General features: G+C 40.0%; 11 protein-coding genes. 9 read left to right on the plus strand and 2 right to left on the minus strand.

The genetic code is table 11. The annotated features are described in order from the left end of the window. The first annotated feature begins 133 nt into the window (after nt 1-133). From B5Y40_RS04000 to B5Y40_RS04030, 7 genes are all read left to right on the plus strand, one after another. Entirely contained in the window at nt 134-538 is a 405-nt protein-coding gene (locus B5Y40_RS04000; protein WP_143785594.1) for a hypothetical protein, read from the plus strand. Between the two features lie 478 nt (nt 539-1,016). Further along, nucleotides 1,017-1,160, plus strand: coding sequence for a hypothetical protein (locus B5Y40_RS29520; RefSeq protein WP_159453601.1), 144 nt, complete (start codon nt 1,017-1,019; stop codon nt 1,158-1,160). A 163-nt stretch (nt 1,161-1,323) separates the two neighbouring features. Further along, the gene (locus tag B5Y40_RS30095) at nt 1,324-1,521 is read left to right on the plus strand and encodes a tyrosine-type recombinase/integrase (RefSeq protein ID WP_079685405.1); all 198 of its coding nucleotides are present in this window, start codon (nt 1,324-1,326) and stop codon (nt 1,519-1,521) included. Between the two features lie 105 nt (nt 1,522-1,626). Next, nucleotides 1,627-2,256, plus strand: a complete 630-nt coding sequence (locus B5Y40_RS04015; protein ID WP_143785595.1) for a DUF3885 domain-containing protein — start codon at nt 1,627-1,629, stop codon at nt 2,254-2,256. Nucleotides 2,257-2,376: 120 nt separating this feature from the next. Next, nucleotides 2,377-2,679, plus strand: coding sequence for a hypothetical protein (locus tag B5Y40_RS29525; RefSeq protein ID WP_159453603.1), 303 nt, complete (start codon nt 2,377-2,379; stop codon nt 2,677-2,679). 867 nt (nt 2,680-3,546) lie between these two features. After that, a complete protein-coding gene (locus B5Y40_RS04025; protein WP_079685408.1) occupies nt 3,547-6,942 on the plus strand; it encodes a T9SS type A sorting domain-containing protein in 3,396 nt (1,131 codons plus the stop codon). Nucleotides 6,943-7,827: 885 nt separating this feature from the next. Beyond that, nucleotides 7,828-9,075 (plus strand): pentapeptide repeat-containing protein, encoded by a 1,248-nt coding sequence (locus B5Y40_RS04030; RefSeq protein WP_159453604.1) that lies wholly within the window; start codon nt 7,828-7,830, stop codon nt 9,073-9,075. 142 nt (nt 9,076-9,217) lie between these two features. Here B5Y40_RS04030 and B5Y40_RS04035 read toward each other — a convergent pair whose 3' ends face one another. Both B5Y40_RS04035 and B5Y40_RS04040 read right to left on the minus strand, forming a co-directional pair. Further along, nucleotides 9,218-9,640: a hypothetical protein gene (locus B5Y40_RS04035; RefSeq protein WP_079685410.1), complete on the minus strand. Its 423-nt coding sequence runs from the start codon at nt 9,638-9,640 to the stop codon at nt 9,218-9,220. A gap of 27 nt (nt 9,641-9,667) precedes the next feature. Next, nucleotides 9,668-10,615, minus strand: a complete 948-nt coding sequence (locus B5Y40_RS04040; protein WP_079685411.1) for an abortive infection family protein — start codon at nt 10,613-10,615, stop codon at nt 9,668-9,670. Nucleotides 10,616-10,766: 151 nt separating this feature from the next. Between B5Y40_RS04040 and B5Y40_RS04045 the strand changes: the two genes are divergently transcribed. Further along, nucleotides 10,767-11,750 (plus strand): bacteriophage abortive infection AbiH family protein, encoded by a 984-nt coding sequence (locus B5Y40_RS04045; protein ID WP_079685412.1) that lies wholly within the window; start codon nt 10,767-10,769, stop codon nt 11,748-11,750. 96 nt (nt 11,751-11,846) lie between these two features. Next, nucleotides 11,847-13,376, plus strand: a complete 1,530-nt coding sequence (locus B5Y40_RS04050; protein WP_143785597.1) for a hypothetical protein — start codon at nt 11,847-11,849, stop codon at nt 13,374-13,376. Nucleotides 13,377-13,392: the final 16 nt, after the last annotated feature.

Raw genomic sequence — 13,392 nt, forward strand, 5'->3', positions numbered from 1 at the left:
AATTAATACTTGGTGATTCAGCTACCACTTGGACATGTATAAGATTAAAAGTAGACCGAACCGCGCACGACCTATAACAACGTGTATCCGCAATTTCTTCAAGACGACAATGCGATTATATTTTATACTGATTTTGATTTTACTAACAGGCTGCGAAGGTCTTAAAGTATTGACATTGACGAACGTTTCGGGTGGCAATGCAACAGTAATAGTGAAACCCAAAATTGAAGAATTTGACAAGAACAATATTCACAATTACCCAACTGGACAACTTGGTGACAGCTTAGTTATAAGCCTGCCAACAGACAGTTCATTCGTACTGCTTTCAACTTTTACGACAATGATGTTTGGTTCAAAAATCAAACCATATGATTTGAGAATTGATTATCTAAAGATTGAAACAAAAGTTGATACAATAACGGCTGATTCCAGGCAAGAGATTCTTGATTTAATCAATGACGAACGGACACGGTATAGACCAAATACCGATCGACAAATGACTAACGGAAAGAACTTCGGAAACATAATGATCAGATAAACAAACTGCGCACAACACAAGCTATAATTCATGGCAGCACGGTTGATATCTAATTTCATTATTTTGGTTTGCCACAACGCCCAATAGCCAAATGTTAGCGTGCATTCATTTTAGGACAGAATGAGAATAAATTTAGTTGTATTAAAGACCTAGCAGACTTCTACGGAAAAAATAGGTGTGGTATTTGAAAATCATAGACATGGAACAGGTCCGCTACATTACACTGCAACATTAGACAACATTGTCTTTGAAATTTACCCTTTACCGAAAGACAAAGAGAAATCTGACGACACATTAAGGTTAGGCTTTACGGTGGACAACTTAAACGACTTAATTCTAAAATTGAAAAGCGCTGGAGGTAAAATAATTAAGGACCCCCACCATGACCGAATGGGGATATGTTGCAATTATTGAGGACTTGGACGGTAGAAAGATTGAGTTGACAGAGGACAAGAAATGAGCGCAAGAGCTATAAGCCATGCCGGCAGCGTTTGATCGGAAAATTGAGCATTATCGGGCCAAGAAAGTCAATGAAGCTGTGAAGCTAACCGATTCATTTTCAATAGAATTGGGAGATAAAAAAAATGAAAGATCAACATGGTTCATTGATCTTTCCCTGTGAGTAGACCTAAGGATACCAGTATCTAACCTTATTCTTGAAAATTCAATCAAATTCTAAGTTCTTTTGGTTCGATAAAAAGCTCAGAAAGTAGATCAAGCCGGCGGCCAATATAGCGGCAAAAAGCGTTCAGAATATTTTGTAGCGCAACCTTGCACAAGCAAAGATTTCAAAGCAGGCACCTCCCCACACATTGAGGCATTCGTTTTGCCATCTACCTACTCGAAATGATATTGACTTGCGGTATATTCAGACTCTGCTGGGACATAGCTCTCCCAAGACAATGGAACTTTACGAGCAGGTCTCCACACGAATTCTAAAAGACATCAAGAGGCCGGCCGAAAAGTTAAACATTCAATTTTGAGATGCCTGAGATTTCACGGATATTGAGCGCAACCAAGTTGGCAACGAACGCCTGAAAACGTGTAGTGATAAAAGGGATACGTATATAATCCCAAAATATATGCGTATGTCGTATAGCCAATTGTTGGCGGTAATTGCACCAATGACAAAAGAGGATTTCAATAACATTTGGACAAAAAGGTATCCGGACTCAGTACCGATTTCATACACATTTCGCCATGACTACCCGGACAGATGGTTTCGAATTCATAGTTTGCCCGACTCAAAGCGGTATCCCAACAATGAAGACGAATGGACAATAGTTTTAAGTCGACAAAACGCCATTATCACTGACATCCTTGGTGATGGGGCAAAGATATTTCTTGTCACTGGTGATTTTCATTTTGAAGGACATACTGAACTTCATCCAATTGACGATGTTGATTCGATCAAAGGACTTTCATTCAATAAACTTGACAATATCGACTTATATAAATTGTGGCCTGACGAGTATGACAATGGACAAGTTTTTAGACCTATGTTCTGCAACTCAGTTTGGTCACCAAGCAAGTTTAACAATATCCTTCGCGACATTGCTCAAGATTCGGTGAGAGTATTTTTCATGTCGGTTGACAATGACACCGTAATAGTTCCGTATGATGGAGGGGTTGATTTGATACTTAAGGACAAACAAGCTAGAGAGCAATACAAATCAAAGTATAGTGACTGGTTATCAAAATTGGACAGTGGACTATGATAGACATTCTGGAAGGTGCAACTACTGCCAACAAAGTGTATATGAATTTGATTAATTATTTTAAAAATTTAAACTGCATATACACAAGCGTTAGCGGCAAGCCTATTCAAAATGAAGGACGTGGATAAGTCAATAGAGTTACCGCCACCATGGTATTGGACAGACATTGGTTTGACCGTCCAGCTAGAAAGCGAGATCAGCAAAACTCATATTCTTTACGGCAGGACAACAAAGACTTTGGCGAGAAGACAAGACAACGATGATGTATTATTCCTTGTTGACAACGAGAAATTTGCAGTTGTCCATCTGACATGGGTCCTTAAACGACTTTCTGACGACCAATGGCCGACAACTCAATTTTTTGACAACTGGGACGATTTGTATAATAAGCGAATTTTAAAAGACAAAGAGGAGTTTGAATAGGCCAGCCGCTAACAAAGTGCATATGCCATTGCCGGGGGGTTCTGTGTAGTTCGTAGTTTTGTTTCTTAACAACGTGGGACAGATTGGGCGACTAGGCCTTAGCATTCCTACAGTGCTAAGGCCTCCTAGATCCGGCAACGTCATATGCACCAACGTTGTAGCTCATGCGCTAAATGAATCGCAGAATGAAAAGTCAATGGACCCTCTTAGTCTTAGTAATTCTCGTAGAATGTGCCTCTCACACCACTGGCCTCGAATACAGCGTTCATTAAGTTCTGGAGATACTTTTTCGTGCTAGGAAGCGTGTACCGCCTTAGTATTGTGTGCCCTAAGATCGCGAATAGCCGCGTCTGCCTGAAGCAGAGGTTCGATAATCCCGTTAGGCCCAAAAAAAAGCCTTCGAATTTCAATAACTTGAGGGCTTAAAATTTTTACGTATGTAGTCCTTACGGACAGATTGTCGAACTCTTTAAAATCATTACATACTGTTAATCAGATTGTTACGATGTAAAAACATCGATCCCATGACTTGCTTCGTATTCAGACTTGACCACAGAACTTTACGCGCAAGATCAACACGAATTCTAAAAAGACACATCAAGAGTCCGGTTGAAATGTTAAACATTCAATTTTGAGATGCCTGAGATTTCACGGATATTGAACGCAAACCAAGTTGGCAACGAACGCCTGGAAACGTGTAGTGACAAAAGGAATATATGCGTATGTCGTTTAGCCAATTGTTGGCAAACAATTGGGTTGGCTCGGCTTCGTGGATGGATAATTCGCTCGCCATTATGCCAGACAAGTAAGCAGACAAAGTTGGCTGATGCCCACTTGGATTAGATACAAGAAATTATTTAGAGCCCCGTGAAAAGTAAACAGCAAATTCAAAAAACTTACAGATTATGTATCCTTTTATCGTTAATCATATCGTTACCTCAAATTGCGGTAGCACAATGGGAAAAATTTCAGCTTTTTGATGAGACTGTCATTTATAAATCTATCCATGTGGCGGCAGATACATTCTACGTTTCAGGTGCTAATGGCTTATATGGAACATTTGACGCAGGAAATACTTGGATTAAGCATAATCTTGAAGGGTACGTAACTCTGAATGATATAAACTTTTTTAACTCGAAGGAGGGAGTTGGAGTTGGTGACATTGGCGGGAATTCAGCTATTACAATGAAAACCTTTAACGGAGGGGAGACATGGACAATAACCTATGTAAACAATAATGGTACCCCGTTGCGTGAGATAAATGATGTGGAATTTATTGACAAGCTGAATGGCTATGCTGTTGGTAGAAACAAGATCGTGATTAAAACGACCGATGGAGGTAATACTTGGACAAACGTCAATCCCATTGCAGAAAACAACAACACCGGGATAAAGATGACGGCTGTCAATCAAGGATACATAGTTTCCCAAAATTTTATTCAAGGCTTTGATGGGCAGTCAATAACGGGAACAAAGTTGAATGGCAGTCAGCTTGTTGATCTTAAGGTTATCGATGATAAAAATCTTATCGCAGCATCCGGTACCAAGATTAGTAAATCTTCAAATGGTGGTGATACGTGGACTCACTTTACATTTCCCTACAGCCAGATTAATGCGATGTTTGTTTTGAGCCCGCAAAACATCTATCTCGGAACAGATAACGGAGTCTATATTTCAACGGATGGAGGAGTCAGCTGGGAGATTTTTAAAGAAACCCAAGGAACGACCATAAACACCATCGCGATCAATCCAGATGGCAAAGGTTTGGCTCTAAGCAGTTACGGGGATGCATTCAAAACGGATAACTTTGGCGGTGTGTCCGTTCCAATTGTCAGTTTTGATCTTATACAAAAACAGTATTGTAATGCTTCATCTTTGATTTTTACAGCGACCAATACGCGCGACAACTATAGTTATCAATGGCTAATAAAAGATCAACTCGTAAGCACGAAGGCACTGGATTCTGCAAGATTTACAACTAGTACTTCTTCAACTTTATCACTGGTATGCAGTAACGGGCTGGCGTCAGACACACTTACTAAAACAATTGATGTTGGTATCATAGAAGTCAAAGCAAATGCCGGAAGCGATGTTCATGCGTGCTCCAATGAACCCATTCGACTTGTTGCCACGGGGGGTGTCTGGGGCAGCAATTTTAACTGGACACCCAGCACGGGGCTTAGCAATCCAAATATCCTAACTCCAGTAGCAACAAATTTAAATACAATAGAGTATGTGTTTTCAGCCTCTTATGGATCATGTGTTTCAAGAGACACCCTTGTGATATTTCGAAGTCCCCCGGTGACTCGCTTTGATTTTAAGAAAATGAATATAGATACCCCCGGATGGATCGCAGGGATTCAAATGGCAGATGAAAATATAGGCTATGCGTTGGGACAGCAGGACCTTTACAAAACAACAGATGGCGGAATGAATTGGTCAAAAACTTTTCACATGACAACATTTAGCACCGGAAGCTATGGAGATGTGGAGTTCCTTTCTGAGGACGTGGGTTATTTTGGATCAGTTGACCTATATAAGACGACAGATGGCGGCAAAACTGCTGGACAACTCGATGTCAGAGGCGTTCATGATATTGAATTTTTAAACGCTGATGTTGGATATATCGCATCTTTTTCTTTCACTGGAGAATCTGGTACGATTTTACGGACAGTAGATGGGGGCAAAACATGGACAGAGGTGTATAGCCAGCGAGGACAGATACTTAAAATCAAATGCTTTCCATCAGGCCGATGTGTCGCCACCGGATACAACAATTATAATGTAATTTTTTTGTATAGTGATAATGGGATAACCTGGCAAAATGCAGTTTATCCCGATACGATTTCGGCTTTAGAATCCAATACCGACAAAGTTGACATTTCATTTGTTGATGATACTACGGGATATGCGGGAGGCGGAGCATACATTTGGAAAACGATGGATGGAGGCAAGTCCTGGAAGTTAGATTCCCAACTAAATATAGCCTTGGATGACAGGGTAGCTGGTTTGGTACCGTCTCAAATAACTTTCATTGATGACCAAAATGGTTTTGCTACCTGTTGGCAACCTGGGTTATTATTCCGTACAGTAAATGGTGGTGGTTGTTGGGAAAACCTAGGGCAAATAGGCGATGCTAGGCTAATTAATAAGCTTTATATTTCCAAAAACAAAAAAATATTTATTGGCGCCAACGGTCCCTCCTTTGCCAGCCAATCCATTTACCAGGCAGATTTTTTGCTTCCTTTAAAAAAGGATCAAACTATAGAATTTTCAATCCAAACTCCAAAAACTCTTCTTGCTGCACCTTTCAAGTTAGGGGCAGTAGCTTCTTCTACATTGCCCGTAACGTATGAGGTTTCTGACAATTCTATCGCATCTATTTCTGGAGATGTCCTTACACCCAAAAATCCAGGTGTCGTTCAAATCACAGCAAAGCAAGTTGGTAATGATAGTTTTAATCCTGCTCTGCCTGTATCTCGAAGTCTTACAATAATAAAAGTCCCTCAAGACATCAGCTTTACCTTGGCATCCCAAAAATTGGTGACTGATCCTCCTTTTGATCTTGTGGGTTCTTCTTCCTCGGGGTTACCTCTTGCCTATTTCACATCAGATGAGTCAGTAATTTCAATCAGTGGCGACAGAGCAACTATAAAAAAGGCAGGCACTGTCCAGATTACAGCGAAACAGGGAGGGGATGATATTTTTGATGTTGCTACACCTGTTATCCAAAACTTAGAAGTTAAAAAGCTTCAGCAAAGTATAATATTCGATTTGCCATCTAAGCAATATGGAGATCCAGATTTTGCTCTAGATGCAAGATCTGATTCTGGAATACCGATAACTTACTCAATCGACAATTATTCTGTGGTTGATTTGATAAATGGCAACATGATACGAATCAAGTCCGGAGGTAACACCAATATTACTGCAACAGCGCAGTCCACCTCAATATATTACGAAGCTAGTGTCACAAAAAATCTTGAAATTTCGGCTGTTACAGGAATTGAAGAGAGTACATTGGACATATCAGTCATCTATCCAAATCCAGCGGATAGAGTCGTTGTAATCAATTTGGCTGAATTCACCAATTCAACAGTTACTATTTCAGTCCATGATATGTTTGGCAGGGATCTTTTCATCATTACCACTACAGCAACAGAGAAAATCCCTCTTGATATAAGCAACTTCCAGTCAGGTATTTATTTTGTGAAAATTATCCATAAAAACGAGACTAATATCTTGAAATTTATTAAGCGTTGATTTATGTCATTCGACCGTTAATGACTCCGGGCACAAAATTTCAGTCCCTGATAGTTAACCGTTGACTTGGTAAAATCAGAAACGACTATATCATTAAATATTGAGTTGGGTTTTGCTGCATGCGACAACTTTATGTAAAATGAATATTGAATAAAAATTAAAGAACGGTTTCGATCATCCCGTTAGGTCCAACAAAAAAAGCCTTCGAATTTCAATAATTTGAAGGCTTTTTTACTCGTAGCCCCGGCAGGGTTGCAAACTCTTTCCGGGTATTTCTTGCGCATTCCTTAACTCTCTCTTTCTCACCTATAATGACGAAGAAAGCTTTCCTGTCATTTCCTCTCAATTTTGCCACAAAAATGCCACAAAATTGAATTTAACATGCTATTGCCACCATTTTGCCACTAGAATTGCCACTAGAATTTTTATCCTAATTCATTCAAAAAGTCGCGGGTTCGATCTTCTCAGAAAAAACTAATTTATAAAATTTCAGAGGTTCGAACCCACTGTTCACTAAAAGTTATCAAATTATCATACTGGAAGCCAGTTAGTTGTAAAGGAATAAAAAAGAGATAGCATCAGGAATCAGATACAATCCCGCCTAGTAGACCTTACGGACAGATTGTCGAACTCATCACAGCTTTTACATACTGTAAATCAGATCATTACAACAATCAACAACAAAACCTGACATCTCCTTCGGTTTTAAAGTGTATAATCTTGTCAACACGTGGTCGCAAATTTCTCGTCTTTCGATTGCTTAGAAGGTCTGGGTTTTATAACTTGTACATGATGAGCCCATCACCTGTCCAAATAGGATATGTGATGGGCTTTTTGCTTATAACCAACTGCCTTAAGCAAGACCTTTCCTTAACCATACACATTATGCCTGAAATTATCTCTGATGAGCAGGAAGTCGTTCCAAATGAGCAAGAAAAACGAATCACTGAATTAGACAATAAGCTGAAGCAAATCGAAGCTGACATGATGGCTCAAGATCATAGGCTTGTGCCCATTCTATATAATTTCTTTTTCAAACGATCCAAATACAATGATGATGACCCTAGAAGGAAGGCAACTTATTCCGCGCTACTTTGGAGACTCTTTTCTCCGCAAACTGTTGCATCGGCAGGGGTCAGTGTTATTGCCATACTAGGGCTATTACTCGCTCTACAAGCTAACAATTTATTAAATAAGCAGAACAAAAAAATCGATCTACAAAATCAGCTAGCTGAAGCCTCACGACGAGCAATTTTAGTCACCGAGTTGAGCAGCATAAGCAATAAAATAGACGATATCAAACCCGAGAAAGACGGAAAAGTTCGTGTCCCTAAATCCATACTAGGTAGAATAGTAGCGCTCAGTCGCTCCTTTCGACCATATCAATTTATCGTTATGCCTAACGAAGATGCATTTTCTACCAATGGATTTTATTCGAACTATCAATGGGATTCAATTAAAACTAAAAATGTAAAATCCAGGAATTTTATGAATTGGTTTCAAGGATTATTTTTTGACATTGATGATGGCTCAGAGCCATTATTAATACACAAACCTCTCAGCCCTGAAAGAGGGCAATTACTGATTGCCTTAAGCAATTCCAATATTGCCAATTTTAACGAGCTGGCTGACTTGGGGCCAGATTTCTCATCAGCTTATTTAAGCGGTGCTAATTTAAGAAACGCTGTGTTTGACGGATTGAATTTAAGAAGCAGCGATTTCAGAGCCGCTTATTTGTGGCAAGCATCTTTTGTAAATACGAACATTGATGAATCGGACTTTACAAGGGCTTCAATAATTGGGGGGAGTTTTTCCGGCTCGGTTAACTCTAAATTTCTGTACACACAACTTAATCAAGCTGACTTCAGTGAAGCTCAACTTCAAGGTTCTGATTTTAGTAATGCAATACTATTTGATTCTAAATTTTTCAATGCCTCACTGGATGGAGTCAATTGGAATGGTGCTATTATCGACCAAGTCGATTCTACTACCTGCACTTGGCTTGACGACCAGGTAAAAATCGCAAAGACTTTCAGGGATAGGGTGAGATGGGTACTGGTTAAGGAATATCCTCAAAATCACCCATACCTAGATGCTCATTCTTTATATTGGGTTATAAGACCCCAGAGATAATGGCAATAACATTCCTTGATTTTTTTTAAAAACTCGATCGACTTTTCCGCGCTCCTCAAAGCTACCTTTTGTTACGCACAAAGTGGATTGCAAACTGCTCAGTGAGCTAATGAGATTTGCAGATTTATGTTTCTCTTGTCCCTTAAAATAATTTTGTCTGATAAATCATACCAAACGCTATTGTTAACAGAATAGCACCACCCGCGAAAAAGCCAAATTGTAGATAAAAGAGCCACCAGGTTCGATTACCATAAAAGTCCGTGTTCCTGGATTGTTCCAATCCCTTACTTTTAATTTTCCTAAGTGTTTCACGAAAGTCTTGTAACCGACTTGCTGCGACAGCCATTCCAAAAGTCACAGATATAAAATCGAACAACATCCCTCCTGTAAAGAATATTTTTTGACATGAAGTCGGAATAAAGTCTTTAGAGTCCAATAGGGCCACAAGCGAAGCGATTATCCCAATACCAGTCACCAATATCATGTTATTTGTGAATGTTAAATGTTCGCGCAAGACACCTTGCCACCTGATAAATCTGCTTTTATAATTGCCTTGTTTCGACATATCGTTCCTGATTAAGTTTGTTAAATGCTAAAATGGAAGGTCATCAGCTACAGTTTCGACAAGTTCGGTTGTTTCGCCCTGCGTTGCCAAGAAGAGAATTACAATCTCAGATACAACGCTCACGCACAGTTTTGCATATTTCACTTCCAGTCCTTTAAAATTCGCATCCTTTCCATGACCTGTTCCATAGCCGTTTCTTAACTCCGCGACACCATGAACAATAGTTGATATTCCACCGAGTATCTGCCTAATCGCCTTCTCCGCCGTATTAGGATTGTCCGCTTCCTTCGGTTTAAAGTCCAACGCAGATGTCGTATTGTTAAGTAGTTGTGGCAATGTCCAATCTTTGTTTATGGCAACTCCCTTTTGTTTTAAAATCGACTTACACGTCGTTTCAAGCAATTCCTTAGCAGTGCCTATTGCTAAATCTGTATCCTTATAAACCGCTTCAGTCATCGTACTGATCTTTGCACTGACGTAATCGGTATTAAGATACTTCCTAATCTCCACCGTCTTTAATGCAAGGCTGGCCTGACCAATAAGCTTTTGTCTGCCAGTAAAAATAGGTCTTCCAGAAATCTCGCTCGTTTGAATGATCTCGTAACCATGTTGGTGCAAATGTCGATTGTAAATTTCGAGCAGCTTAGCTACATCGCCTGAATTGGTGCGTATTGCTGGATTAATAGTCAGGGAAAGAAATTTTAAGTAGAGTTCATCGCCGCAGTACAACAGGTTGATTCTTGGGTCGGTATAAATCCAATCATTTGGCCAGTCGGCATTAAGTACCATGTGCTTCCGTATGTCTTCGTATGCATTGTCATATCGCGGATCGTTTGAGCGAAGTCCTTTAAGGTCAAATAACCGGGTAAGAAAATCGGGTTCATCGAGATTACCGTGATACCAGAGTTTTCCGATATTCATTTCATCAGCGATTTGCTGGCGGGTAACGGTCGTTATTCGGGGTGGCATTTTCATATTTTTATCCAGGGTTCGGCTCGAAGTTACCAATGCACGAGAAAGAAACCGACATTTCGGCTTGATCGAAGCGCATTACTCTTTTTATCGGAAATCGTCAGTAACTTGTCCCTAACCTGGATTAGTCACATTTTTGGCATCTTGCCCCCTTATGAAAACCTTGTATGTAATTGGAAATGGATTTGATCGGTATCATGGCCTGAGTACCAGTTACCAGTCATTCGCTTTCTTCCTTCAGGATGGATACTCGACCATCTACAACTATCTGGTCGAATACTATGGTTTGCCCAATCTTGACAAAGATGATCAGCAAAGCCATTATGACCCCCTGTGGTCAGAATTCGAAAAAGCATTAGCCGATCTGGATTTTGATACTGTTTTGGAGGACAATACCGACTATCTGCCCAACATAGCAAGCGATGATTTCAGAGATAGTGATTGGCATAGTTATCAAATAATAATGGAGGAGATTGTAAATGATCTTACTAAGAATCTTTTTATAGAGTTCAAAAAATTCATTCTTGCAGTGGAGTTTCCCGATGTCATTGATGATCGAAAATTCAAGCTAAATAAAGACGGGTTATACTTCAGCTTCAACTACACGAACACATTGGAGCGGTACTACGGCATTCCCGAAAAATCCATTCTGTACATTCACAACAAGGCAGTAAATTCCGACGCAACGTTGATCCTCGGTCACGGCATTGATCCCAACAATTTTCAACACCACGTAGCAGAGCCAGAACCTCCCAAAGGTTTAACTGATGAGCAACTCCATGAATGGCGAGAACAAATATCGGATCAATATGACTACTCATACGAAAGTGGCAAAAGTGCGCTATTAAGTTACTTCACCAAGTCTTTTAAGAAGACATCCCAAGTGATCGACGATAATAGGTCTTTCTTTCTCGATTTAGGCCAAATTGATCGAGTAATGATTTTAGGCCATTCTCTTTCGGAAGTGGATATGCAATACTTTAGAAAAATATTTGAGTCAATTCCGAGCAAAAGTATTGAATGGGCAGTTTCCTACCATAGACCGGAAGATCAACAGATATTTAAAGAACGTTTAATGAGGCTTGGCGTACCAGAACAATACTGCTCTACCTTTCGAATGGAGGCACTCTGTAGATAATTGCTGTAAATGGAAATTTTCTTCAAACATTCGTTGACATACATAGTGGTTGGTCAAGCTCGCATTGTACGGCCTGCTCCGCAAACACGCGTAGATATGCAAAAGAAAATGGAAGACCATTTGAGGCAGAAGTATGCCCCTGGCTTCTACGCTGGTACAACGATTTGCAATGAGATACTAAAATTCATATTTGAATTTTATGAAGAAGGGTTGAATCGGCTCCTTCCTAATATCGCTACCAGCAGATGGGTTGGTGAAATCCTGTTCCAGAATGAAGAAGCAGGAAAAGCCTCACGCGCCTTTAAACTGGGTGAGCTTGCCGATGATGATTCAAACTACTGGCAGGAAACGGGGCCTAAAATCCAACAATCTCTTGATCTGATTTGCGAGAAGCTTGCAGAGATTGGTGAAACGGACAAAGTATCCGGTTTGTGGCAAACGCAAATTCCGGATTTTGAAAACGTTCTATTGTGTGCCGAAAAATGTGTCGAATATGCCAATGTCAGCAACCATACTTTTATGGTTGCTCCTAATGCCACATCAATCAAGATAAATGCAGTTGGGGAAGATCCGTATTTTGAGCATGTCGTCGATGACCTAAATCACGATTTGATGGCCGACTATCATCGACAGAATCGCAAAGAGGTTACGTTACGTGAGCAGTATTTGGAGAAATCTTTTGATCCATTCGATCATCAGTATCATGCCAAAGTTTTGAATGAGCCTTTCTGTAAGGTATTTGGAATTACCTACACTGAATTTCAGGCTTTGGTTACTGCTGCTCCGGCAAACATGGAAAAAATTGAAAGCCATAAGAAGGCGCCCATGTGCTTAAAGGATCATCTACTCACTAACCTCGCCGCCTACTACGGTTTTCCCTTTGAGTCGGTGAATGCCGTAATAAACAACCTGATTTTAGACAAGTCGATCCCGAGACAGGTATGGAATTCGCGGCAATACAATCGAATCAATAAAAGACCTTTTCTGGAATTCCAAAGCAAGGGAAGAACAGTTATTATGTGGTCACATAAAAAAGTGGAGGACTACCTCACTCTTCTGGATAGTGAACTTGCATTTAACAAGACACCTCATGGGTGGAAACACAAGCCTTTAACTGATGCGATTAGTGAAATCGCGCGCAATGCAGGTAAATGGTTTGAACGTTCCGTAATCGCGCAACTTGAAAAACTTGGGTTCAGCGGTCGTTCAATCAAGGACAAAACATTCAACAAATTTCCAGACATCAAGTTTGAATGTGGTGAAATCGACTACCTCGGATACCATGCTGCAACAAAGTGCCTCGCTATTTTTGAGTTCAAATTTTTTGAGACCGGATTTGACGCAAGAGGGATTCGTCAGGTTAAAAGCGCGTTTCTTGAAGGGGACGATGCTTACGTGCCTATTTTCGAAAAGAAAATAGCATGGATAAATAATAATTTATCTTTTATAAAAAGTTATTTTGAAGCCGAGCACCACATTCAAATACCTTGCAATTTGCACGATTTGAAATCGACATTTATAACCTACTATCCGACACCCTTAAACTTGTTCTTTTTAAATCCGCGATGTAAGTCCCTTGTCCAATTCGTCGAGGATTTTCAGACAAAGGAACTTTGGCCTTATTAAAAAGTTAAACTCTCTT

It is taken from the genome of Ohtaekwangia koreensis, from assembly GCF_900167975.1.
GTDB lineage: Bacteria > Bacteroidota > Bacteroidia > Cytophagales > Cyclobacteriaceae > Ohtaekwangia > Ohtaekwangia koreensis.